The organism is Campylobacter sp. CCUG 57310, from assembly GCF_013201975.1.
In the GTDB taxonomy this organism is placed as follows: domain Bacteria; phylum Campylobacterota; class Campylobacteria; order Campylobacterales; family Campylobacteraceae; genus Campylobacter_A; species Campylobacter_A canis.
The window spans coordinates 1-26,006 of sequence record NZ_CP053846.1 but is presented as its reverse complement, the minus strand read 5'-3'; the positions used below and the strand labels follow the sequence as shown (position 1 = coordinate 26,006).

The 26,006-nt window shown below is 33.2% G+C and carries 38 protein-coding genes; 33 read left to right on the top strand and 5 right to left on the bottom strand.

Annotation, left to right across the window (positions count from 1 at the left end):
* The first annotated feature begins 1 nt into the window (after position 1).
* The 33 genes from CORI_RS10475 to CORI_RS10315 all read left to right on the top strand — a co-directional run bounded on the left by CORI_RS10475 (position 2) and on the right by CORI_RS10315 (position 22,780).
* On the top strand, positions 2–274 hold the full coding sequence (locus CORI_RS10475) for a hypothetical protein (protein ID WP_173032038.1): 273 nt from the start codon (positions 2–4) through the stop codon (positions 272–274).
* A 1-nt stretch (position 275) separates the two neighbouring features.
* Entirely contained in the window at positions 276–935 is a 660-nt protein-coding gene (locus tag CORI_RS10470) for a hypothetical protein (RefSeq protein WP_173032037.1), read from the top strand.
* The gene (locus CORI_RS10465; protein WP_173032036.1) at positions 932–1,675 is read left to right on the top strand and encodes a hypothetical protein; all 744 of its coding nucleotides are present in this window, start codon (positions 932–934) and stop codon (positions 1,673–1,675) included. The genes CORI_RS10470 and CORI_RS10465 overlap by 4 nt, the downstream gene beginning before the upstream one ends.
* 10 nt (positions 1,676–1,685) lie before the next feature.
* Positions 1,686–2,021 (top strand): hypothetical protein, encoded by a 336-nt coding sequence (locus CORI_RS10460; RefSeq protein WP_173032035.1) that lies wholly within the window; start codon positions 1,686–1,688, stop codon positions 2,019–2,021.
* Positions 2,018–2,932 (top strand): hypothetical protein, encoded by a 915-nt coding sequence (locus CORI_RS10455; protein WP_173032034.1) that lies wholly within the window; start codon positions 2,018–2,020, stop codon positions 2,930–2,932. Before CORI_RS10460 ends, CORI_RS10455 begins: the two co-directional genes overlap by 4 nt.
* Positions 2,929–3,552, top strand: a complete 624-nt coding sequence (locus CORI_RS10450) for a hypothetical protein (protein WP_173032033.1) — start codon at positions 2,929–2,931, stop codon at positions 3,550–3,552. Before CORI_RS10455 ends, CORI_RS10450 begins: the two co-directional genes overlap by 4 nt.
* A gap of 8 nt (positions 3,553–3,560) precedes the next feature.
* Positions 3,561–3,755 (top strand): hypothetical protein, encoded by a 195-nt coding sequence (locus CORI_RS10445; RefSeq protein ID WP_173032032.1) that lies wholly within the window; start codon positions 3,561–3,563, stop codon positions 3,753–3,755.
* Positions 3,756–3,777: 22 nt separating this feature from the next.
* Positions 3,778–4,497, top strand: coding sequence for a hypothetical protein (locus tag CORI_RS10440; RefSeq protein ID WP_173032031.1), 720 nt, complete (start codon positions 3,778–3,780; stop codon positions 4,495–4,497).
* 11 nt (positions 4,498–4,508) lie between these two features.
* Positions 4,509–5,102, top strand: a complete 594-nt coding sequence (locus CORI_RS10435) for a transglycosylase SLT domain-containing protein (RefSeq protein WP_173032030.1) — start codon at positions 4,509–4,511, stop codon at positions 5,100–5,102.
* Positions 5,099–7,438, top strand: coding sequence for a hypothetical protein (locus CORI_RS10430; protein ID WP_173032029.1), 2,340 nt, complete (start codon positions 5,099–5,101; stop codon positions 7,436–7,438). The genes CORI_RS10435 and CORI_RS10430 overlap by 4 nt, the downstream gene beginning before the upstream one ends.
* A gap of 8 nt (positions 7,439–7,446) precedes the next feature.
* On the top strand, positions 7,447–8,094 hold the full coding sequence (locus CORI_RS10425) for a hypothetical protein (RefSeq protein WP_173032028.1): 648 nt from the start codon (positions 7,447–7,449) through the stop codon (positions 8,092–8,094).
* 64 nt (positions 8,095–8,158) lie between these two features.
* A complete protein-coding gene (locus tag CORI_RS10420; RefSeq protein ID WP_173032027.1) occupies positions 8,159–8,410 on the top strand; it encodes a hypothetical protein in 252 nt (83 codons plus the stop codon).
* A 1-nt stretch (position 8,411) separates the two neighbouring features.
* Positions 8,412–8,807, top strand: a complete 396-nt coding sequence (locus CORI_RS10415) for a hypothetical protein (RefSeq protein ID WP_173032026.1) — start codon at positions 8,412–8,414, stop codon at positions 8,805–8,807.
* Positions 8,808–8,851: 44 nt separating this feature from the next.
* Entirely contained in the window at positions 8,852–9,202 is a 351-nt protein-coding gene (locus CORI_RS10410; protein WP_173032025.1) for a hypothetical protein, read from the top strand.
* Positions 9,203–9,240: 38 nt separating this feature from the next.
* Entirely contained in the window at positions 9,241–10,191 is a 951-nt protein-coding gene (locus tag CORI_RS10405) for a hypothetical protein (protein WP_173032024.1), read from the top strand.
* Entirely contained in the window at positions 10,188–10,685 is a 498-nt protein-coding gene (locus CORI_RS10400; protein WP_173032023.1) for a hypothetical protein, read from the top strand. Before CORI_RS10405 ends, CORI_RS10400 begins: the two co-directional genes overlap by 4 nt.
* Position 10,686: 1 nt before the next feature.
* On the top strand, positions 10,687–12,537 hold the full coding sequence (locus CORI_RS10395) for a type IV secretory system conjugative DNA transfer family protein (protein WP_173032022.1): 1,851 nt from the start codon (positions 10,687–10,689) through the stop codon (positions 12,535–12,537).
* Positions 12,534–13,718 carry a hypothetical protein gene (locus CORI_RS10390; protein WP_173032021.1) on the top strand — a complete coding sequence of 395 codons (1,185 nt, stop codon included), beginning with the start codon at positions 12,534–12,536 and terminating at the stop codon, positions 13,716–13,718. The genes CORI_RS10395 and CORI_RS10390 overlap by 4 nt, the downstream gene beginning before the upstream one ends.
* A gap of 8 nt (positions 13,719–13,726) precedes the next feature.
* Positions 13,727–15,922 carry a hypothetical protein gene (locus CORI_RS10385; protein ID WP_173032020.1) on the top strand — a complete coding sequence of 732 codons (2,196 nt, stop codon included), beginning with the start codon at positions 13,727–13,729 and terminating at the stop codon, positions 15,920–15,922.
* A gap of 77 nt (positions 15,923–15,999) precedes the next feature.
* On the top strand, positions 16,000–16,548 hold the full coding sequence (locus CORI_RS10380) for a hypothetical protein (RefSeq protein WP_173032019.1): 549 nt from the start codon (positions 16,000–16,002) through the stop codon (positions 16,546–16,548).
* Between the two features lie 9 nt (positions 16,549–16,557).
* A complete protein-coding gene (locus CORI_RS10375) occupies positions 16,558–16,962 on the top strand; it encodes a hypothetical protein (protein WP_173032018.1) in 405 nt (134 codons plus the stop codon).
* A 46-nt stretch (positions 16,963–17,008) separates the two neighbouring features.
* On the top strand, positions 17,009–17,326 hold the full coding sequence (locus CORI_RS10370) for a hypothetical protein (protein WP_173032017.1): 318 nt from the start codon (positions 17,009–17,011) through the stop codon (positions 17,324–17,326).
* A 31-nt stretch (positions 17,327–17,357) separates the two neighbouring features.
* A complete protein-coding gene (locus tag CORI_RS10365) occupies positions 17,358–17,600 on the top strand; it encodes a hypothetical protein (protein WP_173032016.1) in 243 nt (80 codons plus the stop codon).
* 19 nt (positions 17,601–17,619) lie between these two features.
* A complete protein-coding gene (locus tag CORI_RS10360; RefSeq protein WP_173032015.1) occupies positions 17,620–18,297 on the top strand; it encodes a zeta toxin family protein in 678 nt (225 codons plus the stop codon).
* 15 nt (positions 18,298–18,312) lie between these two features.
* A complete protein-coding gene (locus tag CORI_RS10355; RefSeq protein ID WP_173032014.1) occupies positions 18,313–18,780 on the top strand; it encodes a hypothetical protein in 468 nt (155 codons plus the stop codon).
* Positions 18,773–19,039 (top strand): hypothetical protein, encoded by a 267-nt coding sequence (locus CORI_RS10350; RefSeq protein ID WP_173032013.1) that lies wholly within the window; start codon positions 18,773–18,775, stop codon positions 19,037–19,039. The genes CORI_RS10355 and CORI_RS10350 overlap by 8 nt, the downstream gene beginning before the upstream one ends.
* Complete coding sequence (locus CORI_RS10345) at positions 19,036–19,419, top strand: hypothetical protein (protein ID WP_173032012.1); 384 nt, start codon at positions 19,036–19,038, stop codon at positions 19,417–19,419. Before CORI_RS10350 ends, CORI_RS10345 begins: the two co-directional genes overlap by 4 nt.
* Complete coding sequence (locus CORI_RS10340) at positions 19,416–19,748, top strand: hypothetical protein (protein ID WP_173032011.1); 333 nt, start codon at positions 19,416–19,418, stop codon at positions 19,746–19,748. Before CORI_RS10345 ends, CORI_RS10340 begins: the two co-directional genes overlap by 4 nt.
* Positions 19,748–20,065 (top strand): hypothetical protein, encoded by a 318-nt coding sequence (locus CORI_RS10335; RefSeq protein ID WP_173032010.1) that lies wholly within the window; start codon positions 19,748–19,750, stop codon positions 20,063–20,065. The genes CORI_RS10340 and CORI_RS10335 overlap by 1 nt, the downstream gene beginning before the upstream one ends.
* Entirely contained in the window at positions 20,062–20,346 is a 285-nt protein-coding gene (locus CORI_RS10330) for a hypothetical protein (protein ID WP_173032009.1), read from the top strand. The genes CORI_RS10335 and CORI_RS10330 overlap by 4 nt, the downstream gene beginning before the upstream one ends.
* Positions 20,343–20,567, top strand: a complete 225-nt coding sequence (locus CORI_RS10325; protein WP_173032008.1) for a hypothetical protein — start codon at positions 20,343–20,345, stop codon at positions 20,565–20,567. The genes CORI_RS10330 and CORI_RS10325 overlap by 4 nt, the downstream gene beginning before the upstream one ends.
* A complete protein-coding gene (locus CORI_RS10320) occupies positions 20,564–20,818 on the top strand; it encodes a hypothetical protein (RefSeq protein ID WP_173032007.1) in 255 nt (84 codons plus the stop codon). Before CORI_RS10325 ends, CORI_RS10320 begins: the two co-directional genes overlap by 4 nt.
* 138 nt (positions 20,819–20,956) lie before the next feature.
* Entirely contained in the window at positions 20,957–22,780 is a 1,824-nt protein-coding gene (locus tag CORI_RS10315; protein WP_173032006.1) for an ImmA/IrrE family metallo-endopeptidase, read from the top strand.
* Positions 22,781–23,151: 371 nt separating this feature from the next.
* Here CORI_RS10315 and CORI_RS10310 read toward each other — a convergent pair whose 3' ends face one another.
* The 5 genes from CORI_RS10310 to CORI_RS10290 are packed head-to-tail and all read right to left on the bottom strand — an operon-like array spanning position 23,152 to position 25,231.
* Positions 23,152–23,739: a hypothetical protein gene (locus tag CORI_RS10310; protein WP_173032005.1), complete on the bottom strand. Its 588-nt coding sequence runs from the start codon at positions 23,737–23,739 to the stop codon at positions 23,152–23,154.
* Entirely contained in the window at positions 23,736–24,008 is a 273-nt protein-coding gene (locus tag CORI_RS10305) for a hypothetical protein (RefSeq protein WP_173032004.1), read from the bottom strand. The genes CORI_RS10310 and CORI_RS10305 overlap by 4 nt, the downstream gene beginning before the upstream one ends.
* 4 nt (positions 24,009–24,012) lie before the next feature.
* The gene (locus tag CORI_RS10300; RefSeq protein WP_173032003.1) at positions 24,013–24,690 is read right to left on the bottom strand and encodes a ParA family protein; all 678 of its coding nucleotides are present in this window, start codon (positions 24,688–24,690) and stop codon (positions 24,013–24,015) included.
* The gene (locus CORI_RS10295) at positions 24,687–24,974 is read right to left on the bottom strand and encodes a demethylase (protein ID WP_173032002.1); all 288 of its coding nucleotides are present in this window, start codon (positions 24,972–24,974) and stop codon (positions 24,687–24,689) included. Before CORI_RS10295 ends, CORI_RS10300 begins: the two co-directional genes overlap by 4 nt.
* A 2-nt stretch (positions 24,975–24,976) precedes the next feature.
* Entirely contained in the window at positions 24,977–25,231 is a 255-nt protein-coding gene (locus CORI_RS10290; RefSeq protein ID WP_173032001.1) for a hypothetical protein, read from the bottom strand.
* Positions 25,232–26,006 lie beyond the last annotated feature (775 nt).

The following is a 26,006-nucleotide window of genomic DNA, read 5'->3' as shown; positions in this document are numbered from 1 at the left end:
AATGGAAGATAAGGTTTTGGAAGAAAAACTGAATTGCTTGGCACAGAGCATAGCAGACTTAAAAAAGGATTTAAATACGGTTGCTAAATACCTTGCGGAAGCAATGAGCGATATACACAAAAAAGAAAACACTATGCAAGAGGATATAGAAAATTTAAAAGGCGGTTTTGAAGCAAACGCTAATTTATTATCAAATCACACAGATTTTTTAAATATTTTGGCAGATAAAGCAGGAATGAATAGAGTAATTTTTAATCAGGACGAGGATTTTTAAAATGGCACAAATACAGATGAAATCGGACAATAAAGAAAAAGTAGAGGTAAAGGCTAATCTTACTAAGAAAAAGAGCGGTAGCAATAAGCAGTTACTAATACTTTTGGCACTACTTATTTTTAGCTTTTTAGGGCTTTTCTTTTTGTTTTCAAATATAGGAGATGAAGAGCAAGCACAAGCTACTATAAACACAGAGCAAGCGCAGAGTAAGCAGGCGCAAGCAGGCGATATAAATTTAGCACCGCCCACTTTGATAAACAAAGAGGCGATCGGCAAGAATAACGAGCCAAAAAATCTATTAGATGAAGAAGCGGTTAAAGAATATATCAAAAAAGCTGAAGAATATAAGGAAAAATCACAAATTCAAGAAGAGATAGAAAAGCAACAAACAACCGAAGAGCAAGAGAGGCTAAAAAAAGAGCAGGAATTAGCAGAGCTTGAAGCTAAAAAGCAGGAGCAAAAAGAAAAAAATAGCCTTGATACCTTGAAAGAAAATATCAAAATGAAAAATAACTACTTTGTTTTTCAGGGTAGAAATTTTTACGAGGGCGATAAAATTTTAGGCTTTAAGATAGGCGATGTTACAAATAGTAGCGTTACCTTAAAAGACAAAAACAACGAAAAAATAATATTAAATTTCATAGGAGATAAAACAAAATGAAAAAGGTAGGTTTAATTAGTGTAGCTTTAGCAAGTCTTTTATTTGCTGGAGAAATGGACTTTAAAAAGGGTTTTGAAACGGCAGTTGAGGCGGTTAGATTAGAGCTGATTAACGGCTCAAATTTTAACCGTGATTTAAACTATAAATCAAAGTATTTGCTATACACAAACACTGAAAAATTAAGCACAAACGAGATACTTTTAGCGCAATTCATAGCGTTTGCAAACGGTTTTACGGACTTAGGCTATTCAGATGAAAAGCTATATTTTGGCAGTTATAACAGACAAGCCGACCAAGAGCAGGCTAAAGATAAGCTGGAGAGAATTTTAGGGTTAAAGATACAAAAAGAGAAAAACAACGACAAGGTAAAAACGGTAACACCTATACTTGACAGAAGTTTTTATATCCAAAAACGCAATATAGTTGAGGGGGCTATAAAAAGGAGCGAGTATTTAACCGAGCAAAACGAAGCAATAGTAACTATCGGAACGCCGATCATAACCGAAAAGAAAAATCCAGTAATTACCGAGAAAGAGCCGTTTAAAAATATATATTTCTTGCCTACAAAGAATAAGACGGACGTTTTCGTTATAGACGGCGAGAAGATGAAGAAAGTAGGCATAACCGATATGTCAAGGATTAAATACAGCACTACGATAACTGTAAATAAAGAAGAATTTGTAAAAGCGTATAACTACGATTACTATTTGAAAAAAAGCGAAGTAAAGTTTATAAAATAAAGGGCTAAAGATGAAGAATTTAATTTTTATAACTCTTTTTGCTTTTGTTTTGGTAGGTTGTAGCGGAAAAGTGCAAACTAACCCTTTACCAAGTCAAACAGAAACAAAAATACCTAGAAACTATCAATTTAAGCAAAGCGGAGAGATTGATAAAGAGCTTTTGGAAGATTTTAACGACTATGCAAAGATGATTTTTAGCGATAAGAATTCAAACGATGAAAGTATAAGCGTATTCAAAGAGCAACAAAAAACAGAGGAAAATTATCAAGAAATCATTAACCCTAGCCCGACACCAGTTAATTTATGGCAAAGCGGTTTAGATGTAGCAAACAAGGCTAAAAAATGAAAAAGATAGCTTTAATTTTTATGGTTTTACTTACTGGAGCTTTTGCTAATACGGAGAGTAGCAATATAGTTGAGAGTAGCGCATACGGTAAAAAAGTAGTTAAAGAAAACACTAGCGCAAATTATGCGGAAAATAGGCAAGGCGAGCATTACAGACAAGAAGCGATTTACAACTATATACTTTTTAACAGAACTCAAAACAACAAGGAAGTTGCGTTTAAAAAGGCAAATTTAATAAATATAGTTGATGAAAATTTAACTAAGGATATAAGCCAAGCGATAGCTAAGGCAGATAGTAATATGACCGTTAGCGGTTATTGCCTAGTAAGAGATAATATTATGATCGGCAAGCAACCGAGCGCAGGGCGTTTTATTTGCAATACAAATATCGGACATATTGAAATCTTTGGAAATTTAACACCTATTAACGAGGCTTTAACTTTGATATATGACCCAGCCTATATAGAGTTTAAGAACTGGAGATATAGAGTTATTACAAGTAGGGTATTAAATGAGGCAAGAACGAGCTACAACGTAGCAACTTATGCAAACGATAGGAAACTATCGGAAATAGCTTTAACTTCAACTAGCGAAACGGCAGAGGTATTTAAAACGCAGTCAAGCGACTATTTAAAACAGCTAGAGGCAAGCAGGAAGCAAAGAAAAGTAGAATACGTTAATGTAGGCAATTCATCAGGAGATAGCTATGTAGCACCGATACAAGTTGAAAATACAGAGAAGCCAAATGCAGTAGATTATATTACAAAAGCTGGTATTGATATTGTTTCGGGGATAGTAAAAACAACGGCGGACGTGTTTAAAAAAGACCTGCCATATCTTTACGAGATAGTAGGCGGAAGTAAAATTTATATCGATTTAGTAATAGACAGAAACGGAGAAAAAATACAATGAAAAAATCACTAATTTTAGCACCGCTTGCAATGGCTACGCTTTGTTTTGCAAGCAATGAGGCAGAAGAGTTTTTTTATCAAAGAGGTTTAGACGCTGGTTATCAGCAAGGCTACGAAAAGGGCGTAGAAGACGCATTGGAAGAGGCTAAGAAAATTCTTGCAAGATACAAAGACGAGATCAAAGCCTATGAAATCGGCAAGTATCTTGTAGAAAAGAGCTATATTACTTATCCGAAAGTGTGGCAAAGACTAGATGAATTCGGAAATTTAAAGATTGAAATTCAGCCTAGTAAAATTGAAAAGCCTTTAAATTTATCTGAAATCTTTGGCAAATTTGGTGTTTTGCCTACAAATCCAAACCCTGAAAAGAGAGCTAAAGACCCTTTAAATTCAAAAAATAGCGTTTATAGTGCGGTAAGAGATACAACAACTTCTTTACCGTCAAAGGTAGATAGCAATAGGCAAATTCTTACTATAAGCCTTGAAAAGAATAGCAAGAACGAAGAAATTTTGAAGAAAGCTAACTTAGTGTATAGCGTGGATAAAGACAAATTAAAAGTGCTATTTTTTAACAGAACGGAAAAAGATAACTTTTGTAACCAGTTTAAAATTTGCGAGTGAGGTATAAAATGAGCCAAATACAAGATTATATAGACGCTTTAACAGAGGATTTTTATTGTAAATTCGGATATGGCGCAGAATATAACGATTTTGTGGCAAGTCTTGAAAATCTATCAGATGAAGAGATTAAAGAGCTATGCAGAAAGAAAAATTTAATAGTTGGCTTAGAAAAGAAAAAAGTTATAAAACAAGTAAAAAAATAACAGAAAGTAAGAGGTTTTAGGTATGAGAGAAGAAAGCTTATCGTTTAAATGCGAGATGTTTTTCGGTAAAAACTGGAAATATATCTTTTGGGGTATGATTATAGCTTTGCTGGTATTTGCTTACCAGTTAAGCAGTATAAACGGACAAATGAAGAAGTTGGAGCAAACTATTTATGAAAACAATAGTAAAGTAGTCTTAACAACAACAGACGGAAGAGCGATCAAGGTTGTTAAGACACCGTTAAAGGCAGAGTATTTAAAGCAATTTGCGGTTAGTATTTTTGTGAATAATTTTATAGCCAGTAGATTTATGCTTACGGACGGCTTTAACAAAACAAATATACAAAACTATAAAAACATTTTGGAAAACTCAAAAAATTTAGGCGATATTTATTTGCACTTTTTAAACAAAGAAAATAAAGACGCAGTAGGACAATTTGTTAGCTATTTGCAGTGGCTTATAAACGCAATAGCGACCGACAAGCTACCTGAATATATCAATATAGTTAATTATCAAATCAACTCTTTTGAGTATAACGAAAACACCTATAAAATCGATATAAGTATAAAAGTAGCTACAAATTCTTATATCCTAGCTTTGGGAAAATATAGAAGCGAGAGCGGAATAGTAAGGATAAAAGCAAACGGAGATTTTAGCCTGGAGCGAAGCACTGATAGCAACCCTTACGGTATGTATATAAATAGCTTTGAAATAGAAATGGTAACAAAAGGCAATAATTAAGGTTTTTGCAGATGAAGAGAGGTTTTTTACTACTACTGGCTTTAATAAATTTCTTGCAGGCGGACATAAGGCAAGAGATAGCAGATAGCTTAAAAAAGATTGCTTATGATAACAATATCGATGTAAGAGTGCTTTATACAATAGCTAAGACGGAGAGTGATTTTAAGCCTTTTATTATCTCTTTTTTGACCGACAATAAAGAGATGATCGATTACTTAAAAAATGGCTTTAAAGATAGCGTTTATAGCTTTAGAGCCTCAAAGTATGATAGTAACAGATATGCAGTTAGCATATCAAGCGAAGATAAAGGCGCAATGCTTGAATTATCGAGCTTTTTTTGGGATTTTGACTTTAATATTGATTTTGGGCTTATGCAAATTTCAAAACAAAATTTAACCAAAGACGAGCTGGAGTATATATTCGAGCCTGAATACAATATCAATAAATCAAAAGACGTTTTATTGCTTTGCGGTAGTAAATACGAAACGGCAAAAGAGGCTATCGAGTGCTATAACAAGGGATTTGCTAAGAAGCAAAACTACAATTATTACGCAAAATTCATTAACCATTTTAATAATTTTTTCGGAGAGGAAGAGAATAGATGAACCCTATATTATTACTTGTTATCATAGCGATTTGTATAGTTATTTACTTTGTTTATAAATCAGAAAAAGCGCAGGGGACTATAAATCAAACTCTATTTAGTAGAATTTTAGCACCGATTAAAGAGTTTTTTAATGATTTTTATTCAAATAGAGGGCTAATTATTGACGATATAGCAGAGGATCATATAGTCGTCAATACTATGTATAAAAATTTATACGGTATCAAAATAGAGAGTAAAAGCAATATCCCAGTTTATTTGGACGATTTGGGAGTAGATGAAATTTACAGAACTTACAGCAACAGCAAAGACAGCTTTTTTTGGTATGTAGTTTTTAAAGATAAGTTTTACCATAAGCAGTATATCTTTTCTTATAACAAGAATATAGTTAAGAGCATAGCAGATAAATTTAAAGTCAGTTTGCTTACTGGAGAAGAATTAGCAAATTCTATCCTAGACCTTTTCTTACAAAATCACTACTATATACAAGACAAAGATATTCATAGGACTATATCACTAAATTTCAATTCAGCCTTAGAGAGTAATTATCAGATTTTTTCAAAGCTTGCAAGGGAAAACATATATCAAAACCTAAATCACACGGACTTATACCAGTCTTATAAGACGCTGGAGAACGTAGGCAAAACAAATATACAAAGCCTTTATAAAATGGATTTTGACGGCGCAGTATGGACTTATTTTGACATAGGCAGGCAGAGCATAGAAAATCATATCGCAAGGCTTATAAATACCGCTAAATGGACTGGTAAGAAATCGCACTTTTTGCAACTTAAAGAGGCTTACGATAACGGCGAACAGAAGCTAGTTATAGTAAATAGCACAGCGCACTTTAAACGCCTTGACGAGAGTATCTTAGGAAACTTCGGAACGGCTTTAAAGGTAAATTTTATCAAAAAGGATATTTTTAAAACTAAGAGCCTACAAAAAACGCCTTTAAAATTTAGGGATAGCGAATACGACTTTTTAGCACCGATTGACTTTTTGGCGAATTATGTAAGTTGCGTGCATAAAGAAAGAACTAAAAATGCGGATTTTTGGGGGTTTGATAAGAACGGAAGCTTTATAAATTATTCTTTTGCTGATGATAATTTTAACCCACACACATTTATAGTTGCTAACACTGGAGCTGGCAAAAGCTTTACAATGCAGAAGATTTTAACGACTATGCTAGACGTAGATTATAAGACCGCAAAGGCTAATAATCTTGATAAAGACAAGGTTATAGTAAGATACTATGATATAGGCTTTAGCAATAAAAAACTTATTGAATTTTTAAAGAGCAATAAAGATAACAGCATAGCGCACGTAGAGAGTGATTTAGCACATTTTAGTTATAACATAGTGAATTTAGACAATACAAATGAAGAAGTCTTTGAAGCCGATCTAATTTTTTCAGCGGACTTAATAAGTCTTATTCTAAGCTCACAACACGGAACAGATACATTAACTTCATCGGAAATAGCAAGATATAGCAGTATTTTAAGAAAAATTTATAACGGCGAGCAAGAATTCCAAAAATACAGAGTAAGGGATATAAGAAACAAAGAGCTAAGAAACAAAATTATCAATTTGGGCTTTAGCGAAAATGAGTATCTTAAAGAGTTGCCGTCAGAGTTTGAATTTTTAAAGAAACCGCTACTAGAAGACGTAATTAAAATGGCGAAAATAGAAGCGGAAAATCAACAAATTTCAGAGGATTTAAGGGCTGATTACGCAAGTTTGGCTAAGAAGCTAAAAGATGTCGATGATTTAGGGCTTTTTTCAAATTTTGATACAGAAGATACCGTAAATACTAATTTTTTAAGTATGGACTTGAATAACTTTAAAGAAAATAGCCTTTTCGTGCCGATTTTTGTAAGTATCTTCCAAAAAACTTACTTGAAAGACCGTGCTTATGCGCTAAAAAGGAAGTTTGAGAGCAAGTCAATATCTAAAAAAATCTACGTTATGGAAGAGAGCGCAAATTTCTTTAGAGTGCCTTATTTTTGCGTATTGCTTGAAAAGTTAGCACTAGAGGCTAGAAAATACGGCGTGCATTTAATACTTATAGCGCAACAACTATCGCAAATTCCGCAAAATATGGCGGAAATAGTCGATACAAGAATTTTAATGACTTCGCCTGATAAGAAGAGGGAGTTTATAGATAGTATTACAAGGGTTTTAAATCCCGAAGAAAGCGTAGTTAAAATGCTTGAAACGATAGAACGCTTTGAGCTTTGCGTATGGTATTCTAAGGGCGTGTTTAGTATGAAATTGCCTATTACTAGCTTTGAAGAGAGGCTATTTAATAGCGATCCAAATAAGATAGTGGCATAGGGTTTAAAATGGGAGATTTTACAACAAATTTTAACGCTGGAACTCACTTAATATCAACCGCTACCGTTTTTGGTGCTTGCGCTTTGGCTTTTGCTATGCTACCTTTTGGCGTAGTGATGATTAGGGGGCTTATGAAAGCAAAAGACAACACTACAAGCGGTTTTAGTATATTAAACGTTGTTTTACTTGCTTTTGTAGTGCATTTTGTGTTTTGTATGCTGTTTATAACGGTAATTAAGATACTTGATGTTACTAACCTGAACGAAGCAAATTTTTATTCGCAAAAAATCTTTAAAATCTTTTGGGCTAATAGCAGGGGTGCTGTTTTAGCTTTAGTAGGAGGAGGTGCAACAAATGACGCTTTAGGTGCGTATTCAACTTTGCTAATGGTGCAAACCGTAGGACGTATCGTGTTTTATAATATGCCGTTTTTAGTTTTGATCGTAGGCTTTGGCTACGGCACAATGCAGGCGGTAAAAGACAATTACAAGCAAGATTATCTAACTGTTTTATCCTTTAGCGTGATAAGTTTTATATGCGTGAGTATTATTTATATAGTGTGGGCTTATATAGCAAGTGAGGCTTTATTTATCCCTGATAATAAAAATTTATTTGATGTTATAAGTCAATACTGGCAAAAACAATTAACAAATTAAGGAGTAAAAAATGGCAACTGTATGTCCTTTGTGTCAAAAAGGCACTTTAAAAAAAGGCGAAAAAATGATTTATTGCACTGGCTATCAACCGCAAAAAGACGGTAAAGAGTGGTTTAATAGTGGAGAGTGCGATTTTCATATACCTTACAATCAAAAGGCGTTCGGAAGAGTTTTAAACAATAACGATATGAAAAAACTTATAGACGGCGAGAGCATAAGAAACGCTAAGGGCGATCTTTTAACTTTAGATTTATCCGTAAAAGGTTTTTATACAAAAATTGACTTTGCGGAAAGACCAGAAGACGAGGATTTTTAAGATGAAAAAAAGTAATTTAATTTTGTGTTTTATGTTATTGCTTTTAGGCACAAGCGTTGCGTTTGGAGCTGGAGAATTTGATAACGTAGATAAGGTTGTTAAAAACCTTGATACTTCGGTAACTACTACTTCGGGAACGTTTATGAAAAACGTTATCGGGTGGACGCCGGTTATAGCCTTTTTGGGCGGTATGTTTATGGGGTATAGACACGCTAAAAAAGAGGGCAATCAACACGAGGAAAGTAATAAAATAGGCTATACAATGGCTATCGCAGCCGTAGTCGGTGCGGTAGTAGGCGTATTGATAGACGCTTTAATCGGAACATTTTTATTACAAGATAGCCTTAAAGGCTTGCTTGTATTAAAAAATTACTGGACTTCGGCGTTAGGTTTATAATGAAAGTGCTACTTTGTAGCACTTTTTTTAATTAAGGGTTTTATATGAGAGTTTTATTATCTATCTTTGTGCTGGTATCTTTGCTAAATGCCAAGTGCTATAAAATTTCTTGCGTTGGCACTATAAATCAAACTAAACAGCAGGCAATAATGGAAGTTGAAGAGGCATATAAGCAAAATATGCAAGCGCAACAAGAGCTAGAGGAAAAATACAGAGAGTATAACGAAATTTTGAAAATACAAAATGACCTACTCTTAAAAATTCAAAAGGTAAAAGAGGATAGTTTATTGCAGGATAAGGCTATAAATTTCTTGATGACACAGCAAATAAAACTTAAAAGCAATGAAATAGACACGGAGAATACAAACGACTTTAAAGAGGGTGTAATAAAATGACAATAGCTATCACGCTAACAATTATATTCCTGGTTATTATGGTTTTTTTTATTGCAAGCTTGCCGTTTTCGGATAAGTCCGAAAGACAAGTAATAAAAAGTATGACATTAGGTGGTATCGGTGTAATATGGGGCGTTTATATGCTATTTATGACTGATAAAACCTATTCAAGCATTTATATATATCTAACCTTTTTAATCTGCTTAGTGGCAATGTTTATCTATCTAAAAAAGCAAATAGATATATCAGTATGCAATATAACTTATCAAGACACTTTTAAAGAGGGTTTTATTAAGGCAAAGAAACAGAGTTACTGGGATATACCTACCGAAAAGATAGTAAATTTTTTCAAGTATCGAACGGAGATAAAAAAAGATAGAGTAGAAACAAATATCAATAAGCTATCAAAAAATTTCTTTAGAGTTTATGGAAATAACGATATTTTCTTGACAGAGAATATTTTTCACGATATGAACGATTTGGAACTTACTAAGCTTGAAGAAGTGAAAGAGATACAAAACTACCCTTTGTATAGCAAAATTTTTGAGAAGATAAGAGATTATCACGTTTCGGCAGAAACTGAAATAAATTATAAAGAGATTTTGGAGCAAAACGGCAATATAGCCGAATATTTTTTAATGGAGCTTTGGAGTAATCATATTCAAGGCTTAAACATAGGAACGGCAAATTTGGTCGTTTTAGCAGAGAATTTTACACAATACGAACTTATAGGGGCTTTGGATAACGCCGATCTTAACAGCGTTAAAAGACACGGCGCAGGACTATTTTTTAAGTATGCACTATTTAAAAATTTAATTCCGCAAAATATCTTAGATGAAGAGAGATTAGCAAACGAAATTTTACAAGAGGAAAAAGAGAAAATAAACGATTTGGAAGAGTATCACGAAACGCCCGATACACAAGAAAAGATTATAGCCAGTATTAATTTTTATGAGAACGCACTAAGACAAGAGGGGCTTATAAAATGAATTTAGACTTTGGCAAAATGATAATTAATAAGCAGTTGAAATTCGCTACTACTTCAACGGCAAATTTTCAAAGCGATAGACACGCAATAAATTTCTTTGGCTACCTTTTTAACACAACTGAAAAGCATAGAAATTCAAGAAGCCAAATAAACGCTTACTATATACCAAACGAAGAAATCTTGCTAAGAGATGAATTTTTAAGCAGGGGCAAGGATAGAGATACTATACAAGAGGTTAGAAATATAGGGTATGAAAGAGTTGATAATTTGCTAGTTTATACCGATATTTTAAGCTACTGTATGCAAAACAATATAAGCAGTGCAAGCGAAATTTTATCAGTTTTAAAAGACTTTTCGGATTATGCAGTAAAAACCTTTTTAAGAGTAAATGCGATCATCTGCGCTTATCACTTTAACCAGGAAGAGCCACACTTGCATATAGTTTTTACAAGAGATAAGCACAGCGCAGATAAAGAAGAAGACGAGGATTTTTAAAATGGCAGAAGTTGAATTTGTAAAAGAGCGATTTTTTAAACCCGATAGAGCGAATTTTAAATCCTTGATTATTAAAGATGAAATGTTTAGGTATTTTATCTACTTGATTTTTTTTATAGCTTTTGTGGCCAACGCATTAATGCTACTGGACTACAAAAGCTATAACGTGCATTTTACGGCTCACACAACGTTTTGGGCGAGCCTTTTTATACTCTTTACTTTTTTGACTAGCAGGGATAAAAAAGATAACAGAACTAACGAAAATATAGAGAAAAATATACCAGCTAAAAAGTATCTTATAAATTTAGGGCTTGAAGTTAAGAAATTTCAAGGAAACGCCGTTAAATCGGTTAGAAAGCAGGGTAATATAGTAAGACCTTTATTGCTAAATGCAGAGCAGTTTAAAAGGCACTTAATAATCGTAGCGACTATCGGAGCTGGAAAATCCGTTTTAATGAAAGGTATGATAGAACAACAGCTAAAAAATGACGGTGGGGGGCTTTGCGTAGATGGTAAAGGCACGCTGGAGTTTGCTAAGGAAATTTACGGCTTATTTGTCGCTTTAGGCAGAGAAGACGACTTTATACATATTAACTTTTTAGATATGGATAACACGCACACAATTAATCCACTATTAAGCGGAAGTGCAGAGGCTTTATATGAAATTTTAACCGCTTTGCTAGAGGGAGAAGAGAACGAGTGGAAAGCTAAACAAAAAGAATTTATGAAAAATATCTTAAAGCTTTTAGTGTGGCAAAGGGATCACGAAAATTTAAAACTGGACTTTTCAATTTTAGCGGACTATTTGACACTTGACGCTTTGGTGGATAGCGCAATCAAATATAGAGAAAAAATTTATCTTAGCACCGCACTAGATGATTTTATAACCTATGTAAGCGTTACAATCTCAATGCAAAAGAGCAAATTTTTAACCGCCAGCGTAGAAGAGATTAAGAATAGACAAAAAGAGGCGCAAACAAATTCAGAACAGGGAGCTTATGATAGCACAATGTCGGCTTCGGCTTGGATAGGTGTTATTACTAGCTTAAAAAGCGATTACGGAAGAGTTTTTAACACTCAAACGCCTACTATATCACTGTTTGAAACTATACAAAGAAATAAATTTATTTTTGTTACCTTGCCTACAATGGCAAGCGATACCACGCCAAAACAGCTAGGAAAGCTTATTTTGGGCTTATTAAAAGGGGTTGCAGCCGAAAAGGCGCAAAAGGCGGTAGAGCCTGAAATTCCTTTTATTTGCTGGTTTGACGAAATAGGAAGTTATGTCATTGACGGCTTCGGTAGGCTTATGAGTAAATCACGTGCTTTAGGAATTTCAATAATCCCTATTTTTCAATCGACCTCACAGCTTGACGTGGTAGGAAAAATTATAAGCTCTGCAAGCTCTGAAAGAATAGAAATTTTTGACACTACGGGAACGCATATTTTAATGAAGAGCATTAACCCTGATGTTACTAAATATTACGCAGATACAGTCAAGGAGCAAAGATTTATCGATAAAGAATTTTCGGATCGCAAAGAGGGCGAAAAAGGAAAGCTAAGTAATGAAGATAGATACAGAATTGAGAAAGAGCCAGCAATAAGACACGATGAAGTCGTAAGTATGAATAACGGCGAAATGATAGTTTTTAATGACGGCAAAATGTATAGAGCAACGGCGACCACTGAAAGCGACCTTGCTAAATACGGTAAAAAGGTAAGTTTTGAGATTAAGAAAATGCAAACGCCGATACCTATAACGCAATATATATCCAAAAAAGAGTTTTTAGGCGAGGCTTACAAGCTTTACAAGAAATTATATGATGATAAAAATTTAGGAGTAGCACAATGAAAAAGGTAGGTTTAATCAGTATTTTAGTAGCGGTTTGTGTATTTGCTAATCCGCTTGATGAAATTGCAGGCAAAATCGGCAATACAAGTGAAGCAATTACGGACGGCATAAACAAAGGTAAAGACGTAATAGACGGAATAGTCGGCGGAGCTACCGATAAACTGGACGGCTTGTTAGGCGGAAAAATTAGAGGCATAAACGGCAATATCGATAAGCTTGATAAGATTGTCGATCAAGTGCAAAACAGCCCTTTTGGCAAATGCTACTTTATCCCAGAGCCAAATTTAGACTTTTGTAGCTTAATCCCTGATATGGAAGCCAGCTTTGACGTATGTAGCATATTGCCAAATTTGCCCGGTTTAAAAAAGAAGTCTTACGGCATTTCACAAGATGAAAGCCCTTTAAGGGAATTATGCAGGCAAAGAGAGAAAAACGGCGGTAAAGATAGCGGTTTTGGTGGTATAACACAGCACGATATAGGCATATACGGAAGCGGCGCAAGCAATAAAAAGACAAGTAAAAAACCCTCTTATGACGCACCAGGTGGAAAGGGCGGCTTTGAAAAAATGCTAGAAAAAGGCACTTTAGCAAATACGGCACTTTTACAATTCGACCAGGAGAAAATTAAGCTTATAAAAAATATTGGAGAGAACAAGAGTAAAGAGATAGAGGACGTAACTATCGAAGATATAGTTAGCACAATGGCAAAAGATATAGACGAATACAATCAAGAAAGAAACAATAGAGTAACTGAATTAACGGCTGTTAGTATCGATAATTCGCCTTATAGGTTTAATCAATCAATATCGGCTAAGTTAAGAAAATCGCCGTTATCTTCTTTTCAGAGCATAAGAGATAACGAAGTAAGAAATATACACAAGCTTTTAGACGCAGAGCAACAAAAAGTATTAAATTTTGAGCTATCAAGAGCCTTTAATAAGGACTTTATCGCAACGCCTACAAGAGAGTATATAGACATTTTAAGGCAGGATATAAAGGTAGATACCGTTAATAGGATAAATAAGCAGATAAGGGAAGAAGTAAAGATAATGAAAGATATAGGCTTAGAGTATGAGAAGAAAAAAGATATTATCTCACTAACGGCAGAAAAAGCAGTTATTATGAATATAAAATTTGATAGAAATTTGGCTAAAGCAGAAGTTGAAGCGTTAATTAGATAGGGCAAAAAATGAAGAAGATAGTTTTAGTTTTTAGTATATTCCTTACCGCACTTTTTGCAGATGATTTAAAGTCGGTTTTTAAGACAGATGACGAAGTAATAAATACTACTTGCGCGCCACAGTGTAGGCAAGTAACAGATGATTTTATAGCATTAGTAACCGCATTTGACCCACAAAACGGTATAACTTATTGTAGTATTTTTCCAAAGACTGATTTAACACAGAGCTTAGGACTTAACGCAAATACCAAAAATAAGCAGTGTATTAAAGAAACAAATCAGGTAGTGGATATAAAGAGCTTATCAAGCAGAAGCGCAAATTTTGACGGTATAGCGAAATTTACGCAAAGCACGCAGGAATTTACCTTATCGAGATTTTTATCAAGCCTGGTAACGCTTGATCCAGCCTTGATAGATTTTGATAAGACCGATAATAGCGGACTTTTAACCTTAAAAGATCCGACCGCAATTTACGGCACAAATACGACAGAAGCAAAAAATAACGAAGAGATATTAGCAACAGCAGACAGCTTTAATAAAGCTAACTTAGCCTTTTACGGCAAGCTTTACTATAATATAAGTTCGGTATATACCGCTTTGCAATATGGCTTATTAGTTCTTATAGGCGGTTATTTTTTCGGTGCTATGGCTGTGAGAAATCTTGTTAATCAGGTTGAAAAAAGGCAGAGCAAGGAGAATATTTTACAAATTTTATTAATTCCAGTAATAACTTTTGCTACGTTTTTTATGCCTATTCCTGAAAATGACAATATTAACGCAACGCCGATACAAAAGATTATGAGGGCTGGAGCTTATTTAAGTAATAAGGTAGCGGACAAAGTAGGAAGTAAGGGCGCAGAAATTTATATGCAAAAGCTTTATAGTAGCGTAGGTGCTTTTACGGTAGAGGGCGAGAAGATATTTAGAGAAAATAAGCTAAATTATAAAAGCATAATAGTCAGCTACGAGCGAGGTTATAAAGAGTGTAAAGATAGATACCCGAATATCACAAGCTTTTTAAATCCGTCAGATGATACGGACAAATTTAACCTTTATAAGAAAAATGAAAAATATAGTTTCGCAGGTTGCCAGTATATCGAGTATAAACTAAAATCATATTACAACTTACAAAGACAAAACGATATTTTATTGCAGGCAGTAGAGAAAAATATTAAAAATCACGAGCTTACGACCACGCTAAAGCAGATCAACGAAACGATAGATAGAAGACAAAATGATTTAGGTTGGGTAAGCTCAACGATTATTGCTGGTATGACAGTTTTAATCGAAAATATAAGCGTTATATCCGATAATTCAGTTGCTAATCAGCTAATGCAGGAGAATAGAAATCAGATAGAAAAATCAAGCGAAGATAGGGCTAAAAGGTATCAGGCGGAGCGAAACGGCGGGGGTGTTTCAGGCTGGTTTGGCGATGTAAAAGATGATGTAGATGTATTTTTGGGCGAAGCTGGAGGTATGTTTTTGGGAAATTTAACCTATTTAATGCTTCCAGGTGCTGGAGATGTATTTAATATTCTTAAGCCGTCAGATAAGAAAGGCGATAGCGCACTAGAAAAGCTTTTTGATATGATACCTTTAAATAAATTTAACATTGCTATTAAGATTAAAAACTTTTTAGGCAAGATAGCAAAGGGGGCGCAAACAATCCTAGCTATAATCGTTGTGGGAACTTTATATACGGCAATATTATCTTATATACCGCTAACGGTGGCGATAGTAGCAGGCTCTTTAGCCTTTATAGGCTATATTATAGAGTTGGCGAAGTATTTTTATATTATGCCGTTTGTAACGGCGTTTTCTTTAACTGCTGGACGAACAAGAAAGATAGTTGATTTTTTAGTCTTAGGAATTTGCCTTTTATTTAAGCCAGTGCTAATAGTAATTTTCATATATTTTGCTTTGTTTGTGTATGGACTTTTCAACGATATTTTTATGATTTATGCAATAGAGCAAATGACCTCTTTTAAAGAGTTGCAAAGTCAAGTATGGCTAACGGCAGTCTTATATATCTTTGCTGCTTTGTTAAAAATCGTGGGGGCGGTAGGAGCTTGCTATATGCTTTGGCGGATCATAATGCAAGCGCCGTCTTGGGTATTTAAAATTATAGGCGTGAACGACCATAACGCCAGCTTTGCGACAGAGCAACTAGGGCAAAGGTTAGAAAGGTATAGTTTCCAGCTATAAAAAAATATTGACTAACCTAAAAAAAATTGATATTAACCTAAAAAAAATGGTATAATTAAAAAATAAGGAGTAAGCAGATGAAGAAGGTAGTTTTACTTAGCTTAACGGTAATCGGTTTGGTTTTTGGAGCGCAAGCTGGAGCAGAGGCAGAGCAAGATTTTTGCAATAGAATAAAAAAATACCCTGAATTAGGAGTAAGTGAAGCTAAATGCACTTTTGAAAATGGTAAGTATGTTTTATACTGGGGAACAGATTATAAGGGGGGGTATAGAAATAAAGATGCTTTTAATACTATCGAAGAGAGAAACAATAAATTAGTTAGAAACGAATTATTAGAAAAAACAAAAGGCTATGATATGCCGGGCGGAAAAGGTAGTTTTGATAGAATAGTCGCTATGGAGAGCTACACAATCGAAAAAGACGGTATGACCGCAGAAGAGCATAAGCTATCAAAGGCAAAAGAAACCTACAAAGAGGCAGTAAAGGAAGAGGCAGAGGCTAGGGCAGAATACGAGATCAGCCCTACCGATGAAAACAAGGTTAAGCTAGACGAAGCAAAGGTAAAACTTGATAGTGCTAAAGGACAGCTGGAGCAGGCTAAACAAAAAGCAGAAAAGAAGAAGTAAGGAGAGAAAATGACAACCCCTGCAATGGCAATATCAAAAGCTAGTTTTGATTTATCGGGTATTCTTATAGTGGTTGTAATATTTACAGTTATTGCAAGTATTGCTATGCTTTTTAGAAAAGAGACTAGAATTGCTGGTATTTTTGGTTTTATTATGGCTGGTTTAGCCCCTTATATGCTGGTGATTATAAAAGGAGGAGATAAAAGCAATATAAAAACCAATATTGCTGGATTTGATTTGTTGTTTATTTTAGAATACAGCAAATATTTGACAGTTACTATGTGTGTGTGTCTTGCATTTCTTCTATTTGTTGTCTTGCCTATACTGGGTGCAAAAGAAAAAAAAGACAAGGGTAGCGGATTTGGAACTGGGCTATTGTTAGGCTGGCTTTTTTTTAGTGGCGGTAGTGAGTAATTGTAGTTTAAAAGGAATATCGAAATAAGAAACAAGGAGATATAAAATGAGAGATTTTACAAGTTTAAATAATGAATTAAGTATAAATTTACTCGAATTATTTCGTTATGAGATTATAATTTTAGGCGTAGTGCTTAGTGTAATACTAATCTTATATTTATTAAAAAAGTGGGATATAGCGTTTTATACCCTCACTGCAACATCATTGATTACGTGTAGCGTTTTTTTTGGTAAGCTTTATTTAGCTTTTGAAAAAATAAATTTAGATTTTCCAACTGACTATATTATTATTTATTTCTTTACCATAGCTGGAATTTTTCTTTTGGTAAGGTGGTATCAAGCCTCAAATAGAGCCTTGCAATAAATTTATATATTTTTGCTGGAGTTAATGGAGTATGATAAGACAAGTCGAAGAAAATTTAAAAACGTGCAAAATATATTCTATTGCGATTTTGATAGTTTGTTTGATAAGTCTTATACTAAACTATAAAGATATGACGACCGAAGACTTTTTTGGTTTTATACTATTTTTCGGTTATTTAGAATCTGTCTTAATTAGTGGCTGGATAAATTTTAAAAATCAGATTAAAGAGTATAACGCTTATCTTGATAAAATAGAAAAACATAGTTTAAAATAATTAAATTTAGAGCTTTGAGATGAATAATTTATATATTTTTGCTGGAGTTAATGGAGCTGGTAAAAGCACGTTTTACATTAAGCAACTGGAGAATTTAGACTTTTACGGCGCAAGGATAAATTCGGACGAGATAGTAAGAGAGTTTGGCGACTGGAGAAATCAAGACGATCAAACAAGAGCGGGGAAATTAGCCTTAAAGCTTAGGAAGCATTACCTAGAGCGTGGAGTAGATTTTAATATCGAAACTACTTTAAGCGGAAAGGGTATAGTTAAATTTATTGAGGAAGCCAAAGAAAAGGGCTATCACATTACGCTTTACTATGTAGGGCTTAATAGTGTAGAGCTATCAAAGCAAAGAGTAGCCATAAGAGCCAGCAAGAACGGACACAGTATCGATGAAGCTATATTAGAGCGCAGATATAAACAAAGCTTTGAAAATCTAGCTAAGATAATGCCACTATGCGATAAATTTTATATATATGACAATAGCGAGTTTATTAAAGACGAGCAGGAGCAAAAATTTTCAAATTTAAAGCTGGTGGCTGAAAAATCAACGAAAGACGGTTTAATAGAGCGATACTCAAACGCTAAATGGTTTGAAGACGTGTTTTTTAAGTCTTGCGATACTAAAAAGGCAACTAATAGCCAGGATATAAAAGAAAGTAAAATAAATACAAATAGAATTCAGAAGAGATAGGGAGAGAGCCACACAATGCCTTTTATATTTGATATTGCGCTAAACAAGCTAGAGAACTTAAAAAAAATAGCACAACAATTATCAAAAAATCCGACACTTTTTAATAATCTTGATAAGACTATATGGCAAATTATAAGAAATTACGAAGCAATGCCTACTACCAAAGAACTACAAATTATATACCAGGAGGAAATCTTTAAAATTTTAGAAGATCAAATTTTAAAGAAAGCCGAAGAACTTAATATATCGCTGGTAATCAGTTATGATAAAGATAACCTTACGAACACTAGCTTTTTTGTAAATGGTAAATCGGTAAGTAATCTAAAAGAGCTTGAAGAGGTAATGACTGCTAAGGCAGAAGAAAAACAATCAAGCGAAGATAAAAAGATTATCGAAGTTGATGTGGAAACTATACTAAATTCGGTTGATTATTCCTTTGTGGAAGCTATCAAAGAAAGAGCGAGAAAGCGAGAATATGAATAAAATTTTATATACAGTTATTTTTTTGGCGTGTAGCTGTTTTGCTAATTCGCCAGGAGCATTAAAACAACTCACAAAAGAACATCAAGACGTATTTAAAACTCACGAGAAGCAATATATTACTATTGTTAATAAAAAAGAGTTGGCAAAGAATATTTTAGTCAATAAATCAAATTTTATATTTGAACTTATAAAATATAGAAATATGATTTTTAACGGCTTTTTAATCCGGGCGGAAAAAGATTTTAAAGGCAAGAGATGATAAGACAAGAGAACTTAACCGAAAAAGAACGAATACACAAAGAGAATATACTAAATATAATCAATAAAGAGCAATACAAATTAAAGCTAGGTATAGTCTATCTTGTAGCCAGTGGCTTTAATTTTTGTATGCTCGGTGTTTCTTATTTGCTGTATAAGAGTGATATAAGATTTTTTACCCTTGATGTGGTAATAACTATCTACATAATAGCTATGATTTTGTATTATAAATTTAGCTTTAACTTGACTAAAGACGGGCACCATTTAAGGGCTTTTTTGTTTAGAATTCTTGGCAGTTTTAACGCTAAGATTGATAAGAGCCTAAGAGAGCAATTAAAAAGGAATTCGGCAGAGAAAATCACAAAGAAAGGCGAACAATGAAAAAGGCATTTTTGCTTATTTTAGGGGCTGTTTATGCTTTTGGTTGTGGAGGTTGTAGAGATGAGGGGTTGGCGCAGAGCTTAGGACAGCAAAGCATTTTATACTTTAATCAGCTAGACCAGCAAACAGCGCAGAAGATAGCCGAAATCATTAAGAAAGTGCATTACGCACACCAAGTTTTAGAAGTGCAAAATAGGGATATTTTAATACAAAATCAGAAAATTTTACAGTTGCAAGCAGTGATAGAAAAAGAGATAGTTTTTAATCAGGAAGTAATCAATAAGCTACAAGATATAATCAATACAAAAAGCGCAGAAAGGGGCTTTTAATGAGAGTTATTGCCATTTGCTTAATAGCTTTAAATTTAAGCCTTGCTGGAGTATGGAGCAGTAGCGGAGAAGACGGAATAAATCAAGCTTTTTCAGAGTATAATAACAGAGTAAAGCAATTTAACAACGAAGTAATAAGAAATTATGAGCGGATCATCAATACGCAAATCGAAGAGCTGGTTAAGAACGAAGAGCTTAAAAAGAAGCTTTTAACAAATCACAGAGAGCTTTTAAAGAGCGAGAGCGAAGAGAAGCAGAATATAAATTTTAGTGTCGAGATACTAAAAAAACTTATAGATAATCAGGCTACAAAATGAAGAAGATAGTTTTATTTATAGCATTTGCCAGTTTAGCTTTTGGTTGTATTTGTGCTGGAGATATATTATCAGGCTTTACAAATTCAAAGACGCACATTATAAGCACTATAAACAGCGCTACGAGCGAAATTAAGGGTAGCCTTATTCCTAGTATCAATAAGAACATAGAAGATATTAAAAGGCAAAATGAAGAGCTGGAGAAGCTTTTAAAAGCATATATGCAAGAAGCAGAACAAAAGAGAGAAATTTTATTTTATTTGGAAGCGATTAATAAGTTATGACAAAAGCGGATTTTGTAGAAAAGTTAAAAGATTTAAAGATGACGCAGGTTGAATTTTGTAGTTTGGTAGGCAAAAAGAATAACGTTTTAAACGGCTATACTTATGAAGATACCTTGCCTTTGTGGTATGAAAAGACTTTATCGCTTTTAGAAACTATCAGGGAGCAAAAGCTGGAGATAGAAATTTTAAAGAAAATGCTAATAGAAAAAGGCAAGAAATGAAGAACTATGAAATAGGCTTATCTCCGATAACAAATAATATCTATATTGGCGAATTAAACAAAAAAGGCAATCAATGGTTAGATAAAAAAGATATAACCTTGAAAGCTTGTGAGCTAGTGGCTTTGCATATCCTAAATAGAGAAAATGCGTTAGGCGAAAGTGCCGTTTTAGAAATCTTAGCAGAAGATGACAATAATACAAAACCGCTATTTAGAATAGAAGTAACCGATTTAAGAGCTTGGAAAAAATAATACCGTAATTTACTCCCCCCCCCTAACTCAAATCTTAAAAAAACTTAATCATATTTTAACTATTTAATTTAAAAAGTTATGCGGATTTACATAACTTTTTTGATATAATATTTTAAAATTTTTCTAAGGAGTTTTCAAATGGCAAGCTTTAAAGACTGGCTAGATGATTTTGCGGTCAAGAACGAACTAAACCCGAACAATACCTTTACTTTTACAAGGAAAGACGGAAACAAAGAAGTTGTTACACTAAAGCAAATTTTCGATTTTGTAGCCACACAAAGCGAAAAGGTGCAAGAGCAATTTAAAGATAGTCTATTAAAAGGGCAAGAGGCTAACAATATTGCAGGCTATATGTATCAAGCAAGTAGAAGATTTAAGTTGCCAGCAATGAAAGAGAGCGAATTAAGCGTATATGAGAGCGAACAGCACAAAAAAGACGACTGGAAAAAGAACTGGAGGGAGGAGCAAGAAAGCATTAAAGAAAACGCTATCAATCTTTTTCAGGACTTAGAGGATAGGCTTAAAAATCCTGAAACAGCAAAAGAGGCTTTAAAAGAGTATCAAGAATACGTAGCGCAATTTAAGGATTTATACCGCTATTCGATTAATAACGTTATGCTAATCCAAGCTCAAATGCAAAAAAGAGGGATAGAACTTAGCGGATTTGTAAAATCCGAAAAAGACTGGAAAGAATTGGGCGTATCTATAAAAGACAAGCCTATTAAAATTTTTGTGCCACATATCGAAAAAGCCTACGAAATGCAAGCTGTTGTTGAGCAAGGAATTAAAAACTATGTTTATAAGCTTGATGAAAACGGCGAGAAGATACCGAAGCTAGACAAAGACGGTAATCAAATGACGCATACTAGCTACTGGCTAACTGGCAAAGTCTATGACGCAAACCAAACAGACGCTTACGAGAGCGGAATTATAAAGAAAATAGACGGTGTAGAGCTGGCAAATGAGCGTTATACAAAAGATGATTTAATAGAGATAGCAAAGGTATTTAGCGATAAACTAAAAGTAGATATTAACTTTAGACCTATTCAGCAGGATATGAGCGGTTATTTTACTACCAAAAACGGCAAGAGCGAAATACACATAGATAGCAATATGGATATAAATAACCAGTTAGCTACGCTTTTACACGAAGTAGGGCATAGAATTTTACATACACAAGATTATTTCGATAGAAAAGTCTTTAATAAGACAAGGAGAGAGTGCGAGGCGGAAAGCTTTGCGTTTATTACATCTAATCAATTCAAATTAGAAACATCGAGCGCAAAATATCTTTTAGGTTATTTGCAAGCTGATCCAAATAACAAGCTAAAAGATGTATTTGCGGACGTTTTAAAAGCCGTAAGAACGTTTAACGATAAAGTAAATGTTGAAGAGCTGATGAATAAAATTCATAAGGAGAATACGCAAACCACTATAAAAACAGATGAAAATAAGAAATTTAATCAAATCATTTTAAATTGCCAAGAGGCTGTTTGGGATAGGGAACTAGCAGATAATAAAGAGTTGCTGGCAGTTGCCTTTTTAAGAGATTTTTATACTGGCTATGGCAGTGCAAATGCTGAAACCATGAGCGGAATAGTTAAAGAATTGTATCAAGTTGATTTTACAAAAGATGACGTGTTTAAAATCGAAGAGCTAACCAAAAGAGAAATTAATATGGATTTAAAAGTCGATTTTGAAGATAAGCCATATAGTATAGAAGAGATAAGGGCTAAATATGATTTAGAGATGAAAGACGAGCAGGGATTAAGCGAGGCGCAAAAGGCGGTTTTAGGCAGTATGTATGATAATGCACTATCGAATTTTAAAAAAGATATGGAAGAAGCGCAGAAAGCGTCAGAAGAATTTAATCAAATTAGCCTAGAAGATAAGCCAAATTTACAGCAAGAAAATCAAGAAGAAAATACTACTAAAAACACTCAAAGACAGCAAAGACAATAAGAATTTAAGAGATAGGCAAAACCTATCTCTTAAAATTAATTACTCGAAAAAAGCCTATCCATTTCTTTAACTGTAATATTTTTTTCGTTTTCAAAATATTTGTCAAGCTTTGCCTTAAAAGAATAAAAGCTTTTTTCGGACATTGCAACGCAAGGTAGCATATTTAATTTACCGCTTTCAATATCTTTTATTTGCTGATCGCTTGCCAGCTTAAAGCAATAGCGTTGTTGTTGCTCTAAGGGTCTTATTATTATCTCGTTATCGCTTGTTATACGATACGGTTTAGATGTTTGATAAAAAAAGTATGCACTAAAAGAAATAGCTAATACCAGTAAAAGCCATAATCTTATCGTCTTCCTCATTTTGTGCGCCTAATACTTAGCGAGGTTTTTTAAAACTTGGTTATCTTCTATGATAGTTTTACCGGCTTCACAACTTTTAACTTGATCTAAATGCTCTTGAGCTTTTAGAAAGTAAAAGTCTATGAATTGCTTACATAATTCGCTATCAAATCTGTTGGTATAGCAGTATATAATACCCCTACAACTAGCACAATTAAAATAATGGTTTTCTTTGTGTTTAGATATTTTAAATTTGGAAAATCTAGGTTCTAAACGAGGGTTTTTTAATAGTAAAAAATCAGCTAATTCTTGGCTGATTTTGCCTTGTTTTACATATTCTTCTACTATCACTTGCATTTTTTGATTGATGTCTAAATTCTTTCTTGACGTTTCTTCGTGATGTTCTGCACTTGATAAGAAAATCATATAATTAAAATAATGCTCTAGCTCTTTCCTTACCTGCTGTTTAAATAGGATTATTTCATAATCTTTTTTAGTAAAAAATTGTAAAAATTTAGCTATATGATAGTTGCCTGCTTCGTGTATTGAAATAGGGTTGCTAAGTAAATCATTTATTAAAAATTTTAACTCTACTTCATTAAAGAACTTACTACTCATAGTATGCCCCCGTCTTTTAACAAATCTCTTACTAGGGCTGAACCCGATCTAATATCATTATCGATTAAGTATTGCTGGAATTTGTTATAGTCGTTAATTTCAAGGCTAACACTAAAATTCCTATATTGAACTCTATTTCTTGACCTTCTTACAACCTCAATATTGCTATTGCTTTGTTGAATTTCGTTAGCTGGAGTGCTAAAATTTTCTTTCATTTCGCTATTATCCATAATAGCTGATAAATCATCTGCATTTAATTTCTTACCCATTTTTTTATCCTTTTGTTTTGATGTTGTCGATTTCATTAAATAAGCTTAGAAGCTCACCGATTGCCTTTTCATCTCTTAAATTTTTATCTTCCTCAAATACACTAATACCATTTGCAACTGAAAATTTAATCCTGGCTCTATCTCTTACTATGCTATCTAAAAATATAAAATCTTTCTTGTCTTTAAACGGCTCTTTGATAAAATCTATATTTTTTAAACTGCTATGAATACGGTTTAAAACGATATATGCCTTAATAGTGCTAGAATTGATATTGCTTGCAATTTCTTTGATAATCTTATCAAAATCATATAAGCGCATTAATTCTACTGGGCTGTCGCTAACCGGTGTAATAACTTTATCAGCTAAAGCCAAAGCAAGCCTATTGTTTGAGCTATCAAATCCGCCAGTATCAATAATGATTTTATCGTTGTCGTTAGCGTTATTCAGGAAGCTAATAAGCTTATTAACATCTTGAAACTGTAAAATTTCTAATGTCGGAAGAGATGTTTTTAATTGTCTTAGTTTGTTAAAATTTGTGATAGAGTGTTGCCCGTCTAAATCGACCACTATAACACGCCCTTTATTCTCTTTTTTATTTGCGTATAAGCTATAAATAGCATAATTAAAGGCGAGCAGGGTTTTACCCACTCCGCCTTTAGGATGTGAAAAAGCTACTATCATTTAGTAAAATCCTTTGCAAACCGCATTTGTATATCTAAAAGTTTCAAAAAATATAGGTATTTGTTGGTTTCAAATTCTCTATCTTCTTCATAGTATTTGCAAGTTTTTAACCATTCTTGGTAGCACTCTTCACAATACCAATAACTACCTAATGCTGGAATAAGATAGCCAGCAGACGAAGTCTTAGAGCAACTGTCGCATATACCAAATCCACCTATTGCCGTGATTTCTAGTCTTGAAGTTTTAATTATTTTAAAACCCTTTGAATTTGTAAATGTTTGCATTTTTAACTCAAATCAATAATTTCTAGTAAGTATTCAAATTTGCCTATTTTTTTACTAAAACATTTTTTGCCTTTAAACAATATAAAATTTTTATCTTCCGTGTGTCTAGGCTTATTGTCCGCAAATCTTGCAATAGGAAAAAATCCGTCCTTAATATTGCTTTGAACTAAAACCAAATCACATTTAAGTATTTGTTCCGCACTTGTTTTCAGCTCATCTGATATGTGCTTTAGTATTTTTTGGTCTATGTGTTTCATTTCTATACCTTTTTATTGAAATTTAGACTATGTAACTGTTGATAGCTTACTACATAATCCAACTATGATTATTATACTATACATTAACTTATATTTATCTTAAACTATAACTTATCTTTTAAGATAAATACATTTATACTAATTAATAAATAACTTTTTACTAAAAGTAATCAAATTTAACAAATCACAATATATTTATATTTATCCTAAAAGATAACTTTATTTATACTATGATATAATCATTACTATATTTATACTAAATTATTACTATATTTATACTAATCTTATATTTATAGTTTTATTTATAATCATCTTTTAAATATATTTACAGTATAATTTTATTTATTTCTTAGTATTTCTTAAATATATAATTAGTAACTTCTTGCTAAATTTTGATTTAGCTTGCCAAATTTTAGATCGGCTAGCTAAATTTAAGAGGTAAAATCAGTAAATACATTTATAAGATTACTATAAGATAACTAAATCTATATTGTATATTTACTAAGTTTTCAATATATAATTATTAAATATTAAATATATGATTACTAAATTATTACTATACTATAACTACATTATTATTATAGTTATCTTATATGAATATTAAGTTAAGAATTATCTAAGCAATATAAAACTAACCTTAACTTTAAGACTTCTATAAGCTCCATTTAGACTAGCTCACGCTTTAGAATTGTTTAAGTTTAGACTAGCGAAACGCTGGGTGCATAGGACACGCCAGCACTGCCAGCTTTTCAGCGTTTCAGAGCAAGCACGGCGG